Origin of the sequence: Allobosea sp. AAP35 (assembly GCF_001295925.1) — a bacterium.
Lineage (GTDB): Bacteria > Pseudomonadota > Alphaproteobacteria > Rhizobiales > Beijerinckiaceae > Allobosea.
In genome coordinates, this window is sequence record NZ_LJHQ01000003.1 from 293,089 (window position 1) to 315,041 (window position 21,953).

20 protein-coding genes are annotated in these 21,953 nt (G+C 66.1%); 2 read left to right on the top strand and 18 right to left on the bottom strand.

What is annotated here, in order from left to right:
• Window positions 1-2: 2 nt before the first annotated feature.
• The 3 genes from IP69_RS02435 to IP69_RS02445 all read right to left on the bottom strand — a co-directional run bounded on the left by IP69_RS02435 (window position 3) and on the right by IP69_RS02445 (window position 3,290).
• The gene (locus IP69_RS02435; RefSeq protein WP_054141205.1) at window positions 3-1,013 is read right to left on the bottom strand and encodes a branched-chain amino acid ABC transporter permease; all 1,011 of its coding nucleotides are present in this window, start codon (window positions 1,011-1,013) and stop codon (window positions 3-5) included.
• Entirely contained in the window at window positions 1,006-1,878 is an 873-nt protein-coding gene (locus IP69_RS02440) for an AraC family transcriptional regulator (protein ID WP_054141206.1), read from the bottom strand. Before IP69_RS02440 ends, IP69_RS02435 begins: the two co-directional genes overlap by 8 nt.
• A 164-nt stretch (window positions 1,879-2,042) precedes the next feature.
• Window positions 2,043-3,290, bottom strand: coding sequence for an ABC transporter substrate-binding protein (locus IP69_RS02445; protein WP_054141207.1), 1,248 nt, complete (start codon window positions 3,288-3,290; stop codon window positions 2,043-2,045).
• Between the two features lie 606 nt (window positions 3,291-3,896).
• On the opposite strand from IP69_RS02445, the gene IP69_RS02450 reads away from it, so the two are divergent.
• The gene (locus IP69_RS02450) at window positions 3,897-4,292 is read left to right on the top strand and encodes a c-type cytochrome (RefSeq protein ID WP_197279629.1); all 396 of its coding nucleotides are present in this window, start codon (window positions 3,897-3,899) and stop codon (window positions 4,290-4,292) included.
• 20 nt (window positions 4,293-4,312) lie between these two features.
• Window positions 4,313-5,590, top strand: a complete 1,278-nt coding sequence (locus IP69_RS02455; RefSeq protein WP_054141209.1) for an FAD/NAD(P)-binding oxidoreductase — start codon at window positions 4,313-4,315, stop codon at window positions 5,588-5,590.
• A gap of 36 nt (window positions 5,591-5,626) precedes the next feature.
• On the opposite strand, the gene soxA is transcribed toward IP69_RS02455, so the two are convergent.
• The 15 genes from soxA to IP69_RS02530 all read right to left on the bottom strand — a co-directional run bounded on the left by soxA (window position 5,627) and on the right by IP69_RS02530 (window position 21,915).
• Window positions 5,627-6,388 (bottom strand): sulfur oxidation c-type cytochrome SoxA, encoded by a 762-nt coding sequence (gene soxA, locus IP69_RS02460; RefSeq protein ID WP_054141210.1) that lies wholly within the window; start codon window positions 6,386-6,388, stop codon window positions 5,627-5,629.
• A 125-nt stretch (window positions 6,389-6,513) separates the two neighbouring features.
• Window positions 6,514-6,837, bottom strand: a complete 324-nt coding sequence (locus tag IP69_RS02465; protein ID WP_054141211.1) for a thiosulfate oxidation carrier complex protein SoxZ — start codon at window positions 6,835-6,837, stop codon at window positions 6,514-6,516.
• 12 nt (window positions 6,838-6,849) lie between these two features.
• Entirely contained in the window at window positions 6,850-7,344 is a 495-nt protein-coding gene (locus IP69_RS02470; RefSeq protein ID WP_054141212.1) for a thiosulfate oxidation carrier protein SoxY, read from the bottom strand.
• A complete protein-coding gene (soxX, locus tag IP69_RS02475; RefSeq protein ID WP_248306671.1) occupies window positions 7,307-7,753 on the bottom strand; it encodes a sulfur oxidation c-type cytochrome SoxX in 447 nt (148 codons plus the stop codon). The genes IP69_RS02470 and soxX overlap by 38 nt, the downstream gene beginning before the upstream one ends.
• Before the next feature lie 14 nt (window positions 7,754-7,767).
• Entirely contained in the window at window positions 7,768-9,975 is a 2,208-nt protein-coding gene (locus IP69_RS02480) for a molybdopterin cofactor-binding domain-containing protein (RefSeq protein WP_054141213.1), read from the bottom strand.
• A gap of 92 nt (window positions 9,976-10,067) precedes the next feature.
• Window positions 10,068-10,535: a (2Fe-2S)-binding protein gene (locus IP69_RS02485; protein ID WP_054141214.1), complete on the bottom strand. Its 468-nt coding sequence runs from the start codon at window positions 10,533-10,535 to the stop codon at window positions 10,068-10,070.
• A 473-nt stretch (window positions 10,536-11,008) separates the two neighbouring features.
• A complete protein-coding gene (locus IP69_RS02490; protein WP_054141215.1) occupies window positions 11,009-12,064 on the bottom strand; it encodes a DUF2218 domain-containing protein in 1,056 nt (351 codons plus the stop codon).
• Window positions 12,061-12,900, bottom strand: a complete 840-nt coding sequence (locus tag IP69_RS02495) for an ABC transporter ATP-binding protein (protein WP_054141216.1) — start codon at window positions 12,898-12,900, stop codon at window positions 12,061-12,063. Before IP69_RS02495 ends, IP69_RS02490 begins: the two co-directional genes overlap by 4 nt.
• Window positions 12,897-13,883 (bottom strand): iron ABC transporter permease, encoded by a 987-nt coding sequence (locus tag IP69_RS02500; RefSeq protein ID WP_248306690.1) that lies wholly within the window; start codon window positions 13,881-13,883, stop codon window positions 12,897-12,899. Before IP69_RS02500 ends, IP69_RS02495 begins: the two co-directional genes overlap by 4 nt.
• 65 nt (window positions 13,884-13,948) lie before the next feature.
• Window positions 13,949-14,992: an iron ABC transporter permease gene (locus IP69_RS02505; RefSeq protein WP_054141217.1), complete on the bottom strand. Its 1,044-nt coding sequence runs from the start codon at window positions 14,990-14,992 to the stop codon at window positions 13,949-13,951.
• Window positions 14,989-15,981, bottom strand: coding sequence for an iron-siderophore ABC transporter substrate-binding protein (locus tag IP69_RS02510; RefSeq protein WP_054141218.1), 993 nt, complete (start codon window positions 15,979-15,981; stop codon window positions 14,989-14,991). Before IP69_RS02510 ends, IP69_RS02505 begins: the two co-directional genes overlap by 4 nt.
• Window positions 15,982-16,042: 61 nt before the next feature.
• Complete coding sequence (locus tag IP69_RS02515) at window positions 16,043-18,463, bottom strand: TonB-dependent receptor (protein WP_248306672.1); 2,421 nt, start codon at window positions 18,461-18,463, stop codon at window positions 16,043-16,045.
• A 450-nt stretch (window positions 18,464-18,913) separates the two neighbouring features.
• Complete coding sequence (locus tag IP69_RS02520) at window positions 18,914-20,188, bottom strand: TRAP transporter large permease (protein ID WP_054141219.1); 1,275 nt, start codon at window positions 20,186-20,188, stop codon at window positions 18,914-18,916.
• Window positions 20,189-20,200: 12 nt separating this feature from the next.
• Complete coding sequence (locus IP69_RS02525; protein WP_156323253.1) at window positions 20,201-20,806, bottom strand: TRAP transporter small permease subunit; 606 nt, start codon at window positions 20,804-20,806, stop codon at window positions 20,201-20,203.
• Between the two features lie 101 nt (window positions 20,807-20,907).
• The gene (locus IP69_RS02530) at window positions 20,908-21,915 is read right to left on the bottom strand and encodes a TRAP transporter substrate-binding protein (RefSeq protein ID WP_248306673.1); all 1,008 of its coding nucleotides are present in this window, start codon (window positions 21,913-21,915) and stop codon (window positions 20,908-20,910) included.
• Between the last annotated feature and the right edge of the window lie 38 nt (window positions 21,916-21,953).

Consider the following 21,953-nt stretch of genomic DNA (forward strand, 5'->3'; position numbering starts at 1 on the left):
CGTTAGCGCCTTGCCGCCAGGCCTTCGGGCCGCACTGCCAGGACCGCGACCATGATGATGAAGGTCAGCATCACGGCATAGGTCGGCATGTAGACGGAGCCGAATTGCTCGGCGAGCCCGACGATGAGCGCGCCGACGGCGGCTCCCGGAATCGAGCCCATCCCGCCGACGATGACGACCACGAGCGAGGACAACAGGATGCGGGTGTCCTCGCCCGGCTGCAGCGACTGGAAGGTGCCGCCGACGACGCCGGCCAAGCCCGCCAGCCCCGCCCCGAAGGCGAACACCATCACGAAGACGAGCTGCACCCGCACGCCGGTCGCCGACAGCATGTCGCGATCATCGACGCCCGCCCGCACCAGCATGCCGACCCGCGTGCGGTTGAGCGCGAGCCACATCAGCACGCCGAGGATGATCGCGCCGACCAGAATGGCGATGCGCACCAGCGGATAGGTCATCATGACCGCCTCGCCATTGCTGCGCAGCGCGACCGCGAAGGGCAGCGTGACCGGACCCGAGAGCCAGTCGGGCGCCGTGACCTGGAAGGTGTCGCCGCCATAATTCCACAGCAGCAGGTCGGCGAAGATGATCGAGAGGCCGATGGTGACCAGCGTCTGCCGCAGGTCCTGGCCCTCCATCCAGCGAAACAGCAGCACCTGCATCAGGACGCCGACGAGCGCCACGACCAGAAAGGCGACTACGAGCGCCACCAGCCAGGAGCCGCTCCATTCGCCGATGCTGTAGCCGAGGTAGCCGCCGAACAGATACAGCGAGCCATGCGCCAGATTGACGTTGCGCATCAGCCCGAAGATCAGCGTGAAGCCGCTGGCGACGAGGAAATACAGCGCGCCCAGCGTGATGCCGTTGAACAGCGCGCTCAGGAACACGCGCTTGCGGCCGAACATCGCCTCCATTCCCGGCGTCCAGATCGAAAAGACGAGCCAGACCAGGATCGCGACGGCGAGGATGATGATGAGCGACCAGATCGGCCGGCGGGCGATGACATCAGACATGGCAGGCCCGCAGCGCTGTCGGAGATTGCAGCGGCAATTGGCCGACGCGGCGCAGGACCCGGCGATAATCGCGCGGCGCCATGCCCATATGCGCGGTGAAGAAGCGGGTGAAGACGCTCTGGCAGGAGAAGCCGAGCGCATTGCTGATCCCCGTCACCGGGTCGCTCGACAGGACCAGCCGGTCGAGCGCGGCATCGAGGCGCACGGTGTTGGCGAAGACGGTCGGGGTGACGCCGACCTGCTCGCGGAACAGCTTGAAGAAATGCGCGCGCGACAGGCCGGCCTCGCGAGCGACGCGCTCGAGCGCACCCTCATGGGCCGGGTGAGCCTCGATCAGGCGCCGCGCCCGCGCCACGCGCCGGTCGAGTGCGCTTTCGGGCGCGACATGGATCAGTGCGGAGGCGAGTTCCTGGCCGATCGGCTCGCTCGAGGCCTGGGCCAGCGCCATCAGCACCGGGGCGGGATTGAGTTCGCGGTGCGCTGACAGCAACATCTCGACCACCTCGTCGCGCCATGACGCGAGTTCGCGCGTGATCACCAGTTCGGAGGCCGGGAAGGCCAGCGAGCCGGGCGGCGTCATGGTCTGCGTCGCCAACCATTCGGGCTTGAGATAGACGACGAGGAAGAGGCCGAGTGCGCCTGCACGCTCCGGTACGAAGTTGTGCGGCTCCCAGGGGTTGATCGCCACCCCCATGAAGGGATCGACGAGCGTGGTGCGGCCGTTGATGGTGACGAGCCCGCGCGAGCCTTCGAGGAAGAAGATCAGATGCGCCTCGCGATGGGCATGCAGCACCAGCGGTCGGTCGAGATCGTAAATCGCAACCCGGCCGAAGGGACCGTGGCAGACCGCAACTGCGCGACTCATGACACCTCGCGAATGATGATCCGGCGATGGGGGCTTTGCCTCATCAGGCAAGCCTCCCCCCTTTGCGTCGCGAGATCGGTTCGCGGGCGCTCGGGTCGGGACAAGACGGGGAGTGAAGGGGGCGCGCATCGCGCGTTCTCCCCCTTCGGCGGGCGCTCAGGCGCCTATTTCTTGCATTCCGGATTGGTCCGCGAGGGCAGACCCACGGCCTTGAACGCTTCGAGCGAGAGCCCCAGCGTCTGCGTTACGTCGGGAACCGCCCGGACGAACTTGTTGGTCAGATCGCCGTTGGGCAGTTCCGCGACCTCGGTGATGAAGGTCGTGGCGATGGCCTGCCGGTTGTCGTCGAGCTTGATCTTGCCGTTGGGCGCATCGAGCTCGACCTTGGCGAGTTCGGCCCGCAGCTTGGCGCCGCCATCCGAGATGTCGCCCTTGACCTTCTCCATCGCGACCGCCAGCGCCTTCACGGCATTGTAGTAGTTGGTGGCGAAGAGCGAGGGGCTGGCAAAGCGCTTATCGGCGGGAAAAGCGTCCTGATAGGCCTTGACCCAAGCCTTCCAGCGCGGATCGTCCCAGGCATCAGCGACACCGCCCGAGGAGGGCGTGCCGACGAGCAGCTTCTTGGCGGCGCCCTTCGATGACAGCACGGTCTGATCGACCATGATCGAGCCGCCGATGAACTTCGCCTTGCCGCCGGTCTGGCTGTACTGGTTCAGGAAGTTGACGGCATCGCCGCCGCCCAGCCCGAGGAAGACAGCATCGACATCGTCGGGGATGTTGGCGATCACCGAACCGAAATCCTTGGTGCCGAGCGGCACCCACTGGCGCTGCGTGATCTCGCCGCCGGCGCGGCAATAGCCGAGCGCGAAGCCGAAGACCTGCGTGTAGGGGAACGAATAGTCCTCGGCGATGACCGAAATCTTCTTGAAGCCCTTGTCCTTCAGCACATATTCGCCGAGGCCGGCCATCCACATCGCGCCGTCGCTGTTGAAGCGGAAGAAGTTCGGCGAGGGGTTGACGAAGGTCGTCTCGAGCGCGCCCGACGAGCCGTTGATCATGACGAGGTTGGGCACCGTCTTGCTGTAGTCGCGCATGGCGATGCCTTCGGAGCCGGAAAGCGGCCCGATGATGAGCTGCACCTTGTCCTGCTCGACGAGCTTGCGGGCGGCGCGCAGCGCGGAATCCGGGCTGGCGTCGGTGGCCGTGATGATGAATTCGAACTCGCGCCCGGCCATCTTGTTGCCGAGTTCCTTGGCCGCGATCTGGACGCCGCGGACACCGTCTTCGCCGCCGGACGTCAAAGCGCCCGACAGCGTCGCCATCACACCGATCTTGAGTTTCTCCTGAGCGATCGCGGCTGGTGAAGCCGCGACGAAACAGGCCGCGACAGCGGCCGCAAGCGTCTTTCGCATCGTATTCCTCCCTGCGTGCTGGCCGCGCCGAAGGTCACTACGGCGAAGCCGGTGGCGGCTTTTAAATCCGCTCTAAACGCACGGTAACATAGCGTGAGACGCTGCCAAGGTGGAGAATATTGCGCTGGGTCTGCTTTTTGGGCTGCGGTCGTCAGCCGCAAGATGACTTGCCAGACCGTCTTGCGAACCTTCTGAACGCCGCAGGCGCGGGACCGACGACGACCCTTTCCGCCTCGTCCTCGACGCGAGCAACCGCACGCGTGATGCGCTAGAGCTGGTCGTGACTGCCTGACATCGCTCCCGCCATCCGCGTCGCCACGCTCGAGCGGTGCGGTGCCTGCTGTCCGACACCAATGATTGCCTGGCCGACCTGATTTCGGGTCGGCGGCCGGGCGCCGGCACCGTTCGACCCGGTCTGGCCAATCCAAAGAAAGGGGCCTGGCGCGAGGTCGTGTCCTCCCTCGGGCAGCTGCCTCAAGGCAGAACGTTTCGCACAGCACCCGTTCCGACAAAACGAGTGGCCTGTTGAAAACCTATATCGGCCGCCTGACATGATCGTGAAAGACCTCCGGCCTGAATTGGTCCAAAAGCACGTCGGTATCGATCTTGAATTCGCGATCTGGACAAGAGCGCGGCGACAAGGGCACCGGCGTGGATCGGAACGAAAACCAGCTTCATAGGGCTTTGCATCGCTTGAGGGTCGCTCTGCTCTGCGTCACGGTTTTGCTCATCCACGCAACGCCTTTGAGAGCCGCCGGCGACATCGGTCTCGGCCAATACCTCGCCGCCGAATGCGTCTCCTGTCACCAACCTTCCGGCCCGCGGGACGCCGATATTCCACCGATCGTTGGCTGGCCCGAAGACCAATTCGTCGCAGTGCTAAGCGCCTTTGGCCGGAAGCAGCGCGATGGACAGGTCATGCAGGCAGTCGCCGCGCGCTTGAGCCGCGAGGAGATGGCCGCGCTGGCTGCCTATTTCGGCGCGTTGACGCCTCAACCCTGACCGCGCGGATGGCAGCTTCCATGAAAACCTCGCGACGCGATCTGATAGCAGGCACCGGCGCTCTGCTGGCCGCGAGCACGCTCGCCGCGCCCGCCCTTTTGGGCCAGGCCCGGCCGCGCGTGGTCGTCGTCGGCGGCGGGCCGGGCGGCGCAACGGCGGCGAAATATCTTGCCAGGGACAGCCAGAACGCGATCTCGGTGACACTGGTCGAGGAGAACGAGACCTACCAGACCTGCTTTCACTCCAACCTCTACATCGGCGGCTTCAAGCGCTATGACGAGATCGTCCATCGCTACGACAGGCTGGCCTCGGCTTATGGCATCGCGCTCGTCCGCAGCCGCGCCACGCAGATCGACCGGGACAGGAAAGAGGTCGTGCTTACCGATGGCGGTCGGCTACCTTACGACCGGCTGGTGCTCTCGCCCGGCATCGACCTGAACTACGATTCTGTCCCCGGCTGGTCGCAGGCAGCCGAGGAGCTCATGCCGCATGGCTGGAAGCCCGGCCGGCAGACGCAACTGATCCGCGAAAAGCTCGATGCGGTGCCGGACGGCGGCACGATCGTGATGATCGCCCCGCCCAACCCCTATCGCTGCCCTCCCGGCCCCTATGAGCGCGCCTCGATGTTCGCGCATGTGCTGAAGCGGACCGGCCGCGACAAGGCCCGGATCATCATCCTCGATCCCAAGGACAGCTTCTCCAAGCAGGGCCTCTTCATGCCGGATTGGGAGAGGCGCTATGGCGCGATGATCGAATGGCTCGGCCCGAAGGTGCATGACGGCATCACATCGGTCGATCCAAAGACGGGGACGGTCGTCACCGGCTTCGAGACTTACGAGAATTGCGCCTTCGTCAACGTCATCCCGGCCCAGATGGCCGGCGCCATCGCGCGCGATGCCGGGCTGGCGCCAGCAGGCGGCTATTGCACCATCGACCCGGCGACGATGAAGTCGGTGGTCGATCCCACCATCGTCGTGCTCGGCGATGCCTGCCATGCCGGTGACATGCCGAAATCGGCTTTTTCGGCCAACAGCCAGGCCAAGGTCGCGGCGATGATCCTGCGCGGCGAACTCGTCGGCGCTCAGACCTTCCCCGCGCGCTATCTCAATACCTGCTGGAGCCTGATCGACACCGACGATGCCATCAAGGTCGGCGGCCGCTACGAGCCCCGGGACGGCCGCATCTCCGCGGTCGAGACCTTCATCTCGCAGCCGGGCGAGAGCGCCGAGACCCGCAAGCAAACCCAGGCCGAGAATATGGCCTGGTATGACGCCATCTGCGCCGACATGTTCACCTGACAGCCGATCCTGCCACGTCGCTGCGTTGGGTGGCCCTCAGCGCCGCATTCCCGGCGTCTCGACCGGCAGCCCCTTGGCGCGGTCTGCGAGGTAAAGCTCCAGCGCGAGATATTCCGGCGCGCCGTAGTCGAACTGGGTCGCGCGGACGCCGAGCGAGCAGGCGCGCAGGCGCCGATGCAGCGAGCCGACATCGTTCCATTCCAGCCGATAGGCCGGGTAGCCCGTGCCCGCGCCATGGCTGATCGTGTCGCCGCGCAGCTTCTGGCCGACGAGGCCGTCATGGCATTGCTGGCAGGACAGGTTGAGCTGGCCCTGACGGCGCTCGAAGAAGGCCTTGCCTGCCTCGTAATAGGGCGTGGCGGCGCCATCGGTCTTCACCTGCATCGGCAGGCCGCGCGAGAGGGAGGCGAGATAGGCGGTCAGCGAGAGCAGTTCGGGCGTCTCATGGCCGAAGGCCGGCTGCTTCTGCCGCTCGACGCGGCACTGCTCGATGCGGCCCTCGAGGTTGAGCAGCTTGCCGGTCCCCGCATCGACCTGCGGATACTGCGTCGCGGTGCCGCGCAGGCTCTGCTGAGGGTCGGCATGGCAGGCGATGCAGGCCTGCCCTTCGCCTGCCGGTTTGCGGCTGAACAGCTCGCGGCCCTGCTCGACCCAGAAGAAGGCCGGGTTGCGGGTCTCGTCGGCCTGCTGCCGGCGCAGTTCGGGGGAAAGGAAGTCGGAGCCGGATTTGATCTCAGCGAGGGCGGGGGACGCTAACGGCAGAACAAGCACAACGATGGCGGAAAGGAACCACGTCATTCCGGGCGCAGCGAAGCGGAGGCCCGGAATCCATCGTAAGGCCGATCCCTTCGACGAATCGCGCTCCATGATGGATTCCGGAGAAGCGCCGCTTTCGCGGCTTGTCCGGAATGACGGCGATCGTCTCACGTCACGGTCAGCCTGGCCGTCCGGGTGTAGGTCGCGCCGCCGTCCTCGCGCCATTCGAAGATGATGTCGCCGGTCGCGACCGCCCGCGTCGTGAAGGAGACAAAGGGGTTGGCGGAGACGCCGGTGTGCATGTCGAAACGGAAGATCGGCTCGCCGGCATAGGTCGCGGTCAGCCGGTTCAGGATCTTGCGCGGCACGGTGCCGCCCTTGCCGTCGGACTGGCCGCCGCGATCCATCGCATGGCGGGTCAGCACCTTGATCTCGACGATCTCGCCGGCCTTTGCCTCGGTGGGCATGGTGATGCGGGCGTTGAAGCTCATTCGTGTGTCTCCTCAACCGCCGTCGATGCAGGCGCTCAGCGTCACGACGATGTCGGCATCGGTCATGACGAAGCGTCCGTCGCTCAGCGCCGCAACTACCGCGACCTTCTGGGACTGGGCGATCCGCAGCGTGGTCGAGACCTCGGCACGGCCGGCGCGCGGGCCGAGATGGAAGCGCGCCATGTCCGGAAACGGGTTCTTCTCGGCGATGAGATGGATCCAGCGGACATAATCGGCCCCCGTCATCGGGCTCTCGACCAAAATGCGGGTGTCGACGGAGTTGCCGTTCTCGGCGAGCGCTGGAATCGACAATGTGATGCGGCCGCGCTCGGGCGCCACGCCTTCGGTGACGCGCGCGATCAGCTGCGCCAGGTCAGGCGATGGCTCGGTGGCCGCACGCCCCGGAAGGGCCGAGACCAGCAGACCGGCTGCCGCGCCCGCAAGCACGCAGCGACGGTCGAGCCCAGCTTCAGAACGTCTTGAGCGTGGCGAGATAGCTGACGACATCCTCGATCTCCTGGGCCGAGAGGGCCGGCTTGCCCCGGTATGGCAGGGCGACATCATGCAGGTTTTCCGTCCGGAAATAGGGCGGCATCACCGTCTGCGGGTTCACAAGCGAGGCATCGACCAGCCGCAGCCGGATCTGGCCTGCGTCGAGCCTCGCTCCGACGCCGGTCAGCGGCGGCCCGATATTGCCCTGGAAGGGCTCGGAGGGGTCCGCACCCTGATGGCAGATCAGGCAATTGCCGCGCTCGCGATCCTTGACCAGCACTTCGCCGCGCGCCGCGTTGCCGACCAGTCTACCGAGCGGCGCCGGGATCGCGTCGCCGACGATGGCGTAGGTCTCAAGTGCCGAAGCAGTCGAAGCGCCGCCGGATGCCAGAACGGCCCCGGCGAGCGCCAGACGCGATAGCACTCCTGCCGTCGCCCTCACGCCTTCTTCAGGTCGGCGTTCTTGATCGGCAGGTTGCGGACGCGCTTGCCGGTGGCGGCGAAGATCGCGTTCAGCACGGCGGGCGCCGCGACCGCGATCGTGGGTTCGCCGACACCGCCCCAGAAGCCGCCCGAGGGCACCAGCACCGTCTCGACCGCCGGCATCGCCTCCAGCCGCATCACCTCGTACGTGTCGAAGTTCTCCTGCTCGACGCGGCCGTCCTTGATCGTGATCTCGCCATAAAGCGAAGCGGAGAGACCGTAGACGAAGGAACCCTCGACCTGGCGCTCGACCTGGGCGGGATTGACGACATGGCCGGGATCGGTCGCCGCGACGATGCGGTGGATCTTGAGCTTGCCGTCGTCGCTAACCGAGACTTCGGCCACGGCCGCGACATAGGAGCCGAAACCCATGGTCTGGCAGATGCCGCGGAAGACACCGGCCGGCAGCGGCTTGCCCCATTCCGCCTTCTCGGCCGCGGCATTGAGCACGGCGAGATGCTTGGGATGGTTCTTCATCAGGGCACGGCGGAACTCGAGCGGGTCCTTGCCGGCGGCATGCGCCAGCTCGTCCAGGAAGGATTCCAGATAGATCGCGTTCTGGTTGAGGTTCACGCCACGCCAGAAGCCCGGCGGCACATGCGGATTGCGCATGGCGTGGTCGATCAGAAGATTGGGGATCGTGTAGCCGATCGAGGCCTCGGGACCGGGCGGGTTGAGCCCCTGGAAGGCGACCGGGTCCTTCCCGTTCTGGATGTTCTGCGGGAAGATCCCCGCCACGATCGACTGGCCGGAGATGCGCATGTGCAGCCCGGTCAGATTGCCGTCCTTGTCGAGTGCGCCGACCATCTTGCACTGGGTCAGCGGGTGGAAGCGGCCATGCAGCATGTCCTCCTCGCGCGACCAGATCAGCTTCACCGGCGTGCCGGGGATCTGCTTGGCGATGGCGACAACCTGGCGAACCCAGTCATGCACCGCGCCGCGCCGGCCGAAGCCGCCGCCGAGATCGATCTTGTAGGCCTCGCATTTGGCGATCGGCAGGCCCGAGGCTTCGGCGGTCGCGGCCAGCGCCGCCTCGCCATTCTGCGTCGGCGTCCAGACCTCGCATTTCTCGGGCGTGTAGAGCGCCGTCGCGTTCATCGTCTCCATGCAGGCATGGTTCTGGAACGGGTAGGAATAGACCGCCTCGATGGTGCGGGCAGCAGAGGAGAATGCCGCCTTGACGTCGCCGTTCTGGTTGCCGACGACGGCGTTGGGGGCGTCTAGCCCTTCCTTCAGCCACTCGGCCAGGCTCGCGCTGGAGACCTTGGCGTGCTGCCCCTCGTCCCAGACGATCGGCAGCGCGTCGAGCGCGGTCTTGGCCTGCCACCAGGTGTCGGCGACGACCGTGATGGCGCTGTCGCCGACGGGGAGGACGTGCTTGACGCCCGGCATGTCCTTGATCTTGGCGGCGTCGAAGCTCTTCACCTTGCCGCCGAAGACCGGGCAGTCCTTGATCGCGGCGTTGAGCATGCCCGGCATCTTCAGATCCATGCCGTAGATCTTGCTGCCATTGGTCTTGGGTGCCGTGTCGAGTCGCGCCAGCGGCTTGCCGGCGATGGTCCAGTCCTTGGGATCCTTCAGCGCCATAGCCTTGGGCGCCTCGATTTTCGACGCAGCCGCCGCGACCTGGCCATAGCGCAGCGAACGGCCCGAGGCCTTGTGCGTAATCACGCTCTTCTCGGCCGTGCATTCGCCCGCCGGCACCTTCCATTCGTTCGCCGCCGCCTGGATCAGCATGGTGCGGGCCGCCGCGCCGCCCTTGCGGACATAGTCATGCGATTCGCGGATGCCGCGGCTGCCGCCGGTCGAGAAATTGCCCCAGACGCGGTTGCGGGCGACGTTCTGACCCGGCGTCGGGTACTCGGTCGTGACCTTGGCCCAGTCGCAGTTCAGCTCCTCGGCGACGAGCTGGGCGAGGCCGGTCAGCGTGCCCTGACCCATCTCAGAGCGGGCAATGCGGATCACCACCTTGTCGTCGGGATGGATCACGACCCAGGCGTTGATCTCGGGCACGGCGCCCTGCGCCTGCGCCTCGCCGAAGGGAATGGCGAAGCCGAAGCTGAAGGCCCCGGCTGCCGCTGCGGAGCCGGCCAGCATGCCGCGCCGGGACAGGCCAGCGCGGGCGGCGGCATTCTTCTGAGATGTGGTCGAAGCGGATATCATGTCGTCCTCCGGATCTGCTGGACGCGAGGGAGCGGCTGTCTCCAGGACGTGCCGCATCGACCCCGCGCGGGGAATGCGAAACAGGCGAAAACTCAGCCGCGGCCGAGCGTTCCGCCCGCGACGACGTCGAGGATCGCGGTCTTGACCCGCGCATAGGTGCCGCAGCGGCAGATATTGGTGATCTCGGCGGCGATGTCGGCTTCCGTCGCCTTGGGATTCGCCTGAAGCAAAGCGGCGGTCGCCATGATCATGCCGCTCTGGCAGAAGCCGCATTGCGGCACCTCATGCTTGATCCAGGCCTGCTGGACCGGATGCGTGCCGTTTGGCGAGAGCCCCTCGATCGTGACGATCTTCTGCTCGGCCGTCACCGCGTCGAGCGGAAGCGCACAGGCGCGCGTCGCGACGCCATCGATATGCACCGTGCAGGCACCGCATTGCGCGACGCCGCAGCCATATTTCGTCCCCGTGAGGCCGATCTGTTCGCGGATGACCCAGAGCAGCGGCGTGTCGCCGGCCGCTTCGACATCCAGCATCTTGCCGTTCACATTAAGCTTCGCCATCGTAAACCTCCCGGTCTCCACAAGACGTACGGCGAGAGTGCCAACGCGCCTCGCCGTCAATTCCGGCCTGTCGCCAAACATGCGGCCACCGTTGAATTGGAACGAATTGAAACTCAATTCTGCGGGCAAGCCAATGGCCGCCGTCTCGCCAGCCTCATTGCAGGGAAACGCGATCGCTGGCTTTTTGCGTGCTCGAAACTATCGGGACGCTGGTTTGGCACGCTGTCGCGACATGTTTCGCAGCATGCCGACCGAGGCATGACAAAATCTGACGCGGCTTCACGATGAAGTGTATCTGTGTGGTTTGGCTATCACGCGGGAAGTCCGGGCGATCTTGCGATCCGTCAATTGGGCGGCAGTGCTCTGCCTAGACTGAGGGCAGGCTGAATGCCGGCTTCGCCCGCCGGTCGCGGCGCGGCAGCAGCGGGTTAAGCTGGCACCTTGTCGCGCAGCAAGGCCGCCAGGGTCCGCTGTTACGCCTCCCAGTACCAAGCGACATACATGTTCTTTTTGTCATGGCCGCGCTGCTTCAGCAGTGAGCGGATCGCGCGCACATCGTCCTTTTCGCAGGCGGCCCAGATGAAGGTAGAGCCATCGGTGGTTTCGATCGCCGCCTTCCCTTCTGTCAGCAACCTGCCAGCCTGATCGTCCCGATAGCTGCGGCGATGCAGCCAGCGGATGTCGAGTTGCCCGGCTGACGGCAGCTTCTGTTCTTCCGCCGCGTCGAGAACTTCGATGATCGCCCGGATCTCGGTGCCGGCCTCGACCTCGGCCGCGATGCGGGCGATGGCGGGCAGGGCGCTTTCGTCGCCGATCATCAGGATGGAGCGGGCTTTCGGCACAGTTCCGCTTCCCGGTCCGAGCAGGGCGACCAGATCGCCGGCCTGCGCATCGCGGGCGAAGTCTCCGCCCGGCGTGGCGACGCCCGCGGCCGGATGCTGGAAGACGTCGATCCAGAGTTCGCGGCGCTCGATATCGACGGCGCGGATCGTGTAGGGGCGCACCAGCAATGCGTCATCGCCTTCGGGCCATGCGATGCGGCCGTCGCTGCGATAGCCCGGCCAGACCGGCTGCCGGCCTTTCGGCGGGACGACGATGCGCACATGCATGTCGCCGTCGACGAACGGGGCAACGTCCGCGCAGGACAGTCTCACGCGTCTCATCTGAGGCGTGATGTTGTCCGCCCCGACGACCACCGCCTGATGGAAATTGCGCAGCTCGCCGAGCGGTGCGGTGTGCGACCAGGTCAGATTGAGCGGCTCGTCCTTCGCGAAATAGAACATGTGTTCGGCGATGCTGTTGCGCGCGACCTGAAGGGCCGTCTCGCTCGGAGCTGCCAGATCGATCAGCAGCTTTCGGTCCCGCAGCCGGATGCGCGCGGTGCCGAGCTTGCTGGTCAGCAAGGCGAGATCGGCGGTGCGCTCGACCTCGGCATGCTCGACGAAATGTTCGCAGATCTGGTCGAGCATGTGACCGGCGTTCGCCAGGAGCGCCATGCCCGCCAGCTCATAAGACTGATTGGTGTTCATCGCGTCGTCTCCTCGGACGGGTGAGGGTCGCCCAGCATGCGGTGCCGCCCGATCGGCAGCATGATCGGTCTGCCCGATGTCGGATCGGTCAGGATGTGGCTTTGAAGTCCGAACACGGCTTGCACATTTGCTTGCGTGAGGACCTGTTCGGGTGGCCCTGCGGCGTGGAGGCGCCCATTCGCCAGCGCGATGAGATGGTCGCCATAGCGGGCGCCGAGATTGAGATCGTGCAGCACCATCACGATGGTGGTGCCGCGCGCCCGGTTGAGATCGACGAGCAGATCGAGGATCTCGATCTGGTGATTGATGTCGAGGAAGGTCGTGGGCTCGTCCAGCAGCAGGATGCTGGTCTGCTGGGCGAGCGCCATGGCGATCCAGACGCGCTGGCGCTGTCCGCCGGACAGCTCGTCGATCGGCCGCTCCGCCAGGTCGAGGATGCGCGTGGCGATGAGCGCCTGTTCCACGGCCGCTTCGTCCTGGGCGCTCCAGCGCGAGAACAGCCGCGAATGGGGATGCCGGCCGCGCCGGACGAGGTCGTCGACGGTGATGCCCTCGGGCGCGATCGGCGACTGGGGCAGCAATCCGACGATGCGGGCGAGTTCGCGCGTTGGCGTCCCGTGGATCGCCTTTCCGTCGAGCAGGACCTGGCCGTGGCTGGGTTTCAGGAGGCGCGACATGGTACGCAGCAGTGTGGATTTGCCTGAGGCATTGGCCCCGACGATCACGGTGATCCGGCCCGGCGGCACATCGACATCGAGCTCGTGGAGGATGTCGGCGCCACCATAGCCAGCGCAAAGCTGGCTTGTGGTCAGGGCGGGGCCCAAGCGTGCCGTCATAGCGAGCGTCCACTGCGATTGATGCGCATGATCAGGTAGAGCAGGTAGGGAGCGCCCAGGGCCCCGGTCACCACGCCGACCGGGTAGCGGCTCGGCAGCAGGAACTGGCCGGCATAGTCCCCGGCGAGCGCCAGCAAGGCCCCGATCAGCGCCGATGGCAGGAGCAGGGATGCGCCGCCGCCGACGATGCGGGCGGCGATCGGGCCTGACAGAAAGGATATGAAGGCAATCGGGCCCGTCACGGCCGTCGCGCAGGCGATCAGGCCGACGGCGGCGAAGATGACGGCGATTCGTGTTCGCGCGACCCTCACGCCGAGACCGGCCGCCATGTCGTCACCGAGCCGCATGATCTCGAGATCGCGGCGCTGGCTGAACAGCACGCCGCCGAAGACGATCACCGCCGCCAAGAGCAGATAGGCATCGCCGCGTTGCGCACCGTTGACGCTGCCGGTGAGCCAGCGCATCGCCTCCTGCAGGTTCCAGGCGGGCGCCGTCGAGAGGATATAGGCGACCACGCTGTTGAGCATGGCCGAGACGCCGATCCCGATCAGGATCAGGCGCGTGCCCGCCACCCCGTTGCGGACCGCGAGCGCATAGATCAGCAGCGCGACGCCCAGCCCCGCCGCAACCGCCACGAGGGACACCACGGGTCCGTCGAGCGACAGCACGATGATCGCGAAGACGGCCGCCGCGCTGGCGCCCGAGGTGATGCCGATGATGTCGGGGCTGGCGAGCGGATTGCGCAGCAGGATCTGGAAGACGACCCCGCCCAACCCGAAACTCATCCCCGCCAGGAGCGACAGCACGGCGCGCGGCAGCCGCAGCGTGCCAACGAGGAAGCCGGCGCTCGCGACGTCCTCGCCCAGCAGCACACGCAGCACGGTGGCGGGTGGCGTGAAGGATTGCCCGAGCGTCAGCGTCAGCGCCACCATCAGCGCGGCCGACAATGCAAGGACAGCGATCGTCAGCCGTTGGCGGTTCAGCCGCCGCTGACGGCCGGCCGCGATGCGGGTCGTCGGCGACGCGTCGATGGCGAAGACGGGCGTGGTCACAGCTCGCGCACCTTCTTGCGCCTGACGATCCAGATGAAGACCGGCGCACCGATCAGCGCCGTGATGATCGAGACCTCGATTTCGGCGGGCCGCGCGACGACACGCCCGACGATATCGGCCAGGAGCAGCAGGCAGGCCCCTGCCAAAGCCGAAAAAGGCAGCAGCCAGCGGTAATCGACGCCCACCAGCAGGCGGCAGAGATGGGGCACGACCAGTCCCACGAAGCCGATCGGCCCGCACAAGGCCGTCGTCGCTCCGCACAGAAGAACCGCACCCAGCGAGGCGATCGCGCGCGAGGCCGCGACATGCTCGCCCAGCCCGGCCGCAAGATCGTCTCCCAGCGCCAGTGAGTTCAGCCTTCGGGCCGACAGCAGGCTGATGATGAAGCCGGCCATCAGGAACGGCAGCGCAGGGACCAGCCGCTCGAAGGTCGCACCGCCGACGCCGCCCACCGACCAGGACTGGATGCCGCCGGCGATGTCGGCGCGGGGGAGCACCACGGCGATGACGAAGGAGGCGCAGGCGACGGAGGTCGCAGCGCCCGCCAGCGTCAGCTTGAGCGGCGTCGCACCGCCCGGTCCCAGCGAGCCGACGGCATAGACAAAGACCGTCGCAGCTGCAGCCCCGATCACTGCGTGCCAGAGATAGGCTTCGCTGGAGGCGATATCGAACCAGGCCACACCGATGACGACGGCCAGCGCCGCGCCGGCATTGACCCCGAGAATGCCGGGATCGGCCAGCGGATTGCGCGTGACGCCCTGCATCACCGCGCCGGCCAGAGACAGCGCCCCGCCGGCGAGAAGTGCCAGCAGCGTGCGAGGTATGCGAACCGCCACCGCTGCCTGCCCGAGGCTGTCGGTGTGGCCGCCGATTGCCGCCAGGATATCCGCCGAGCCGACCGCGCGCGTCCCCACCGTGACCGAGAGCCCGGCGAGAAGCGCGAGCACGGCCAGCAATCCGAGCAGGGACACGCCACGGATGGCGTGGCGCCGGGCGCTCGCGCCTCCCGGCGACAGCATGGGCGCGGTCGTTGCGGTCATTTCGACTTGCGGGCTGCCTCAGCCAGAAGTGCCACGTAATCCTTCAGCACCCAGGAGATCGAGAGCGGCGTCGGGTTGGCGGCCGTCCCCGTGGGATTGCGGCCCAGCAGGACGAGCGCGCCCTTCGAGACGGCCGGCATCCTGGCTGTCAGCGGGTTCTTCGCCAGCGCGTCGAGCAGGCTCGCGCTGCCATAGGTCACGAGGATGTCGACATCGTCGAACATGTCGATCCGCTCGGTGCTGATCGAGCCCGAATATTTGCCGGGCATGGTAGCCTCGACGACGCTCTTCGGTGAGGTCAGCCCGAGATCGGCAAAGAACCGCACCCTTGTGTCATTGGCCGTGTAGAAGCTGACCTTGCTCAGATCCTGCGCGCTCAGATGGGTGATGAACATCGCCGATTTGCCGGAGAGTTCCGGATATTGCGCGACGGTGCCGGCAATCTCTGTCTCGATCCGGGCGATCAGCGCCGTGCCTTGCGCGGCCATGCCCATGGCCCGGCTGTTGAACCGGATCATGTCGCGCCAATCGGTCGACCAGGGCGCCTCGGGATAGGCGACGACCGGCGCGATCTGGCTGAGCAGCGCGTAGTCCTTCTGCGTCAGGCCGGAATAGGAGGCGAGAATGATGTCGGGGCGGGTGGCGGCCACGGCCTCGAAATCGATGCCGTCGCCCTCGTTGAACAGGACCGGCTTGGCAGCAGGTAGCTCTTTCAGCCGCGCCGCGACCCAGGGCAGCAGGCCGTCGCCATCGTCATCGCCGAAATTGGCCCGCGCGAAGCCGACCGGGACGACGCCCAGCGCCAGCGGCACCTCATGGTTCGCCCAGGCAACCGTTGCGACGCGCTCGGGCTTCTTCTTGATCACCGTCGTGCCAAGGGCGTGCTTGATGGTCATCGGATAGGTCGTCGCCTCCTGCGCGGCTGTGCCGGTGGCTGCAAGGACTGCGAGGCCGATGGCGAGCCGCAGCGCGGTCCAGAATGTCAGCATGGCGAAGGCTCCTGCCGGAAAGGGTTCGGTGGGGCGACGAAGGCGTCCCACCGGTTCTCGATCAGAACTGGACGGTCGCGGAGCCGACGAAGGTCCTGGGCGACGCGACGGTCACGAAATTGCCGGTGGTGAGCCAGTAGTTCTTGTCGAAGACGTTCTCGACATTGAAGCGGAAGGTGACCGGCCGCTCATAGATCGTCGTGGTGTAGCGGGCGCCGAGATCGAACCGTGTCCAATCCGGGAACTCGACCGTGTTGGCCGTGGTGAGATAGGAGCCCGAGGTGTAGATCACGCGTCCGTTGAGCGACAATCCGGGGACGAAGGGCGTGTCCCATTCCAGCCCGGCTGAGGCGGTGAAATTCGGCACGCCGGCGGCGTCGTTGCCGCGTTCGAGCGGGTTGGTGGGCGAGGTCAGCTCCGGCTTCAGGAAGGTCGCGCTGGCCAGGCCGCGCAGGCCCGGGACGATCTCGCCATAGGCGGAGAGTTCGAGGCCGCGGTTGCGCTGCTCGCCATCATAGGCGAGCGCATTGGAGGCGGTGCGGACCTGGCTCGGCCGCGAGATCTGGAACAGCGCGGCGGTCGTGGTGATGCGGCCCCAATCGACCTTGATGCCGACTTCCTGCTGGTCCGATTTGAACGGGGCCAGCACCGCGCCGGTGTTGCTGTAGCCGGCGCCGACGATAGTGCCCGCCGTCAGGCCCTCGGCGTAGTTGGCGTAGAGCGAGACATTCTGCCAGGGCTTGATCACGATGCCGGCGAGCGGCGTCGTGGCATTCCCTTCGTAGCGGGTCGTCCGGGCGCCGGTGGCCGTGCTGTAGCTTTGCGTCGTGACCTGCTGATGGCGCACGCCGACGGTCAGCAGCACCCGCTCGTCGAGAAACGACATCGTGTCGGCGGCCGCGTAGCTGGTCAGCGTCTGGTAGGAGGCCTTGCGCGGATCCTGCCGCGTGCCGGTCACCGTCGGCAGCGCGGCCGGGTTGTAGAGGTTGGACGGGACCGACTGGGCCGCCGTGTTAGCGACATAGGCGTTCCCGGATTCCTGGCCATAGCCGGTAAAGCCGAAGCTCAGCGAATGCTTGACCGGGCCGGTGTCGAAGCGCGCCCGCAGGCCGATATTGCCGCTGACCGTCTCGGTGTAGGAATCGTAATAGGCGTTGACCAGCCTGAAATTGCCGAGCGCATCCGCGCCACTGGTGAAGCCGGCGACGCGCGAATCCGGGAAGGTCTGGTCGTTCGTGCCCTTGCGATAGCCGATGCCGCCGAACGCCGTCAGCCATTCCGTCAGATCATATTCGACGAAGGACGCGATCGTGTGGTCGCGCTGCTTCAGCTTCGTGCCGGGATACCAGTTGCCGCGTGCGTCCGGGGCGCGGGGGACGAACGGGATGTTCGTTTGCAGCGTCATCTGCGGGCGGAAGTTCTTGGTGTCGTCGTTCTGGGTGATCGCGTCGAGCGACCAGCGCAGGCGCTCTCCGCGATAGTCGAGAGCGATGGAGCCGAGTCCCGTACGCAGGTTGCCGTCCTCGATCGAGGCCTCGCCGCTGCGCACCAGGCCGTTGACCCGCACGCCCCACTCCTTGTTGGCGCCGAAACGGCGGCTGGCGTCGACATGGGTGCCAAAATTGCCGCTGCTGATGAAGGTCGGCGTCACGCGCACGAAAGCCTCGTCGGGCGCCCGCTTGGTGATGATGTTGATGGCGCCGCCGATGCTGCCGCTCGGCGGGATGCCGTTGGCGAGCGCGCCCGGGCCCTTCAGCAATTCGATCCGCGCGATGTACTGCGCCGCGGCGCGGTTGGACGAGATCAGCCCGTAGAGGCCGTTGAAGCCTGTGTCGGCTGAACCGACCTGGAAGCCGCGAATCTGGAAGGTGTCGTCGAAGCCGTTGCTGCCGGTGGTCAGGCGCACCGAGGAATCATTGATCAGCGTGTCGGCGGCGGTTCGCGCCTGCTGGTCCTCGATCAGCTTCTCGGTGAAATTGACTGTGCTGAACGGCGTGTTGAGCACATTGCTGGTGCCCAGGATGCCGAGCGATCCGCCCTGTGCGACCTGCCCGCCGGCATAGGCGGGGGGCAACTCGCCGGGCCTGCGCTCGCCCGTTACCTCGATCGTCTGCAGGTCGATCACATCCGAGGCCGCGCGTGGCGCCGGAGCCGCCTGCGCATAGCGGATCGAGGGGCGCACGACTGCGGCGTCGGGCCCACGCAGCCCGTGCAGGGGCGTTTCGACCGCGACCAGACGTCCCGAACGCGCTGCCGAGGCCTGCGCCGGATGCTGATGCATCATTGACGGGGTCCCGCCCGTCGGCGCGCCGCTGGTATGGGCGATGGCCGATGAGGTGAAGAGCACACCCGCCATCACGCCGCCGGCCAGATGCACGGCCATCGCGACGTGGCTCGCTCCGTATCCTGCGATAATCGTGTCGAGACGACGATGGTGGCGGGTCGCATCCTTGCGGGAAATCTTGGCCTCGACGCAGAACATCTCGCAAACCCTTCGTCACTGTCGTGATGTATTGATGGAAGGCGGTGATGCAGGAATCGATAAGGACATGCAGTCAACCGCGAGAGGACCGTTTAACAGTTGTGCTTCTGTATTTGCAAGGTCTCACAAAACTATAGAAATAGAACTATTCTAATATCCAAGTTAGAATGATTAAATTGTAGATCTTGCGATTTTTGCTGGCCTCTATCCTGTTCGCGCGTGGGCGGCGGCAGGCGTCGCGTGAGCCGATGGAAAAGGCATAGCCATCGGTCGCTCGCTCACGCGCAGCTTCGCCAGAGTTTCGACCCCGGCTTGGACGGAAGGCATGGCGGGTAGAGACAGGGAAGAGACCGGTACCGAGGCGACCGCAGGGAGAACGGGGCCGAGGCCCTGAGGGTGAGCCGCGGATTTACCGGTGGACGGTATCGATCGGACCGGTGCCGCCCGCCCTCAGCGCAGCATCCGGGGCAGCCACAGCGTCAGGTCCGGCCAGAAGGTGATGATCGCCAGCGCGCCGAAGAGCGGAATGTAGAACGGCATCACCGCCTTCAGCACGGCGGGCATCGACGTCTTGGCGATGTCCGACAGCAGGAACAGCGCCAGACCGAGCGGCGGCGTCAACAGGCCGATCATCAGGTTGAAGACGAAGATGATGCCGAGATGCACGGGATCGACACCCGCCATCACCAGCGGCGCCGAGACCAGCGGTGCCACCAGCAGCGTCGCCGTCGTGCTGTCGAGGAACATGCCGACGATGATCAGCAGCACGTTGACGATCAGCAGCAGCACGATCGGGTCGGTCGAGATCGAGAGCAGGCTGCGGGTGAAGCTCTGCGGCAGTTGCTCAATGGTTAGAATCCAGCCGAACAGGGCGGCAGCCGAGACGATGATCAGCACGGCCGAGGTCGTCTTCACCGTATCGAACAGGGCAAAGCGCAGCCGCGGCCAGGTCAGCCCGCCATAGAACACCATCGCGATCAGCAGGATGTAGGCGACCGTGATCGAGGCGGCCTCGGTCGGGGTGAAATAGCCGCCGAGCATGCCGCCGACGAGGAGGAGCGGCGTCATCAGCGCGGGCGCTGCCGGCCAGAAGGTCGTCCAGAGCTCGCGGAAGGTCGGCCAGCGCTTCGAGCGCGGATGGTTGTTGCGCTTGGCGAGCCAGGCTACGGTCGCCATCAGCATGGCGACATAAAGCAGCGCCGGCACGATTCCCGCGATCAGCAATTGCACGATGGAGACGCTCGTCACCGAGCCGTAGATGATCAGCGGGATCGAGGGCGGGAAGATCGGCCCGACGACGGCCGATGCTCCGGTGATGGCGGCCGAATAGGCCCGGGTGAAGCCGGCCCTGACCATGGCGCGGATCTCGATGCGACCGAGGCCGCCGATATCGGCGAGCGCGGCGCCCGACGTGCCCGAGAACACCAGCGAACCGATGACATTGACCTGCGCCAGGCCGCCCGGCACGCGCCCCCCCAGCGTATGGGCGAATCGGTAGATATGGCTGGTGATGCCCGCCTGGTTCATCAGGCTGCCGACGAAGATGAAGACCGGAACCGCAACCAGCGGGAAGGAATCCAGCGCATAGGTCATGCGCTGCGCGACCAGTTCCAGCGGGAACCCCGACAGCAGGACATAGAGCAGGGCAGGGACCGCGATCGCGACCACGACCGGAAACCCGAAGATGAACAGCGCCACGAAGGCCAGGATGATGGTGATCGCCATGACTGTCCGCCCTCAGTGCTTCATGTCGTCGGGCAGATCGAGCTCGTCTTCGGGCTCGTGCTCCTGGGGGAAGGTGACGTAAAGCGGCCGTCCCTGGATCGCCTTGGCGGTCTGGATGGCGCATTCGAGCGTGCTCATCGCAAAGCTGAGGCAGGCCGCGCCCAGAAAGATCCAGTAGGGAATGCCCAGGGTTGGGGTCGAATTGTCGAGATTGCCGCCGATGGCGACGAAGCTCGCGAGGGTGATCGCCGCGAAGGTCGCGGTTGCTGCAATCGCGCCGATGATCTTCGCCGCACGCACGACGCCGCCCGGCAGCATCGAGACGATTTCCTCCATCCGGATATTGGCGCCGGCCGAGATGACATAGGGCAGGGCCAGGAACACCGCGCAGATCAGCATGAAGCGCGCCAGTTCCTCCACGCCGATGATCGGCGTGGCGAAGATTTCGCGCGAAACCACCTGGATGAAGGGCAGCGACACCATGGCGATCAGCATCGCCAGGCTGCCCCAGCGGAACAGCCACCGCACCGGCTCGACGGCGCGGTCGATCGCGTAGGTCCGGCTGTCGACACTCGTCACGGTGACAGGAACGTCAGGGGCGATGGCGGGGCTTTGCAAGAGGCGTCTCTTCGCGGGATCGAGGAGCGGCAGACGGCTCGGCAAGACCGAGACCGTCGCAGGAAGGCGAAAGCCGGGGCGTGGCGCCCCGGCGCCCGGCGTCACTTCATGGCGCTGATGCGTGCGATGATCGGTGCCCAGGTCGGGAAGTCGGTGTTGACCTGCGCGCTCACCGATTTGCGGAACTCGTCGACCTTGAGCCCGTCCTTCTCGGTGATGAAGGTCATGCCCTTCTTCTTGAGCTCGTCGATCAGCTTGACCTCGGCCTCGAGCCCGCGCTTCAGCGTTTCCTCGCCGACCTCGGCCGCGATGGCGGCGACGACGGCGCGGTCCTTCTCGGGGATCGACTGCCAGCTGCGCTCGTTGATGAAGACCGGCAGTACGTTCTGCATATGCCCGGTCAGCATCACATGGCTCTGTACCTCATAGAGCTTGTTGGCGTTGATCATGGTCAGCGGATTTTCCTGGCCGATCACCATGCCGGTCATCAAGGCGGTCGGCAGTTCGGCGACCTCGACCGGCGTCGGCACCGCGCCCATGCCCTTGATCATCGTCGTCCAGAGCTGCAGCGGCACGCCGCGGAAGCGCTTGTCCTTGAGATCGGCCGGCGAATAGACCGCCATCTTCGCCGTCATCTGGCGGGCGCCGCGATAGAGCCGCCCGACGATGCGGATATTGGCCTGCTTCACCAGCTTCTCGGACATCTCCTTCATGATCTCGGAATTCGCCGGGTCGGTGGCGGTCATCGCATGTGTGCCGTCGCGATAAATGAAGGGGGCCGCGAAGGCCGCCATCTCCGGCATCAGCCGCGACAGCGAGGCGAATTCGTGGTGGGCAAGCGAGATTGCGCCGCTGCGCACGCCGTCGACCGTCTCCTGCGCCCCGCCGAGCTGCGAATTCGGGAAGACCTGCACCTTGACGCGGCCGTCCGTGCGCGCCTGGACGCGTTTGGCGAATTCCTCGGCATACCAGTACTGGATGTCGCCCTCGGAGCCGACATGGGCGTAGCGCAGTGTCACCTGGGCCGCCGCCGGGGCGGCAAAACCCGCCGCGAGCGCCAGCGCCGCGACCATGCTCTTGAGCGTCTGCCTCTTGTTCATTCTGGTCATGTGTTCCTCCTCCGCTTTTTTATGATGAGCTTTGTTGG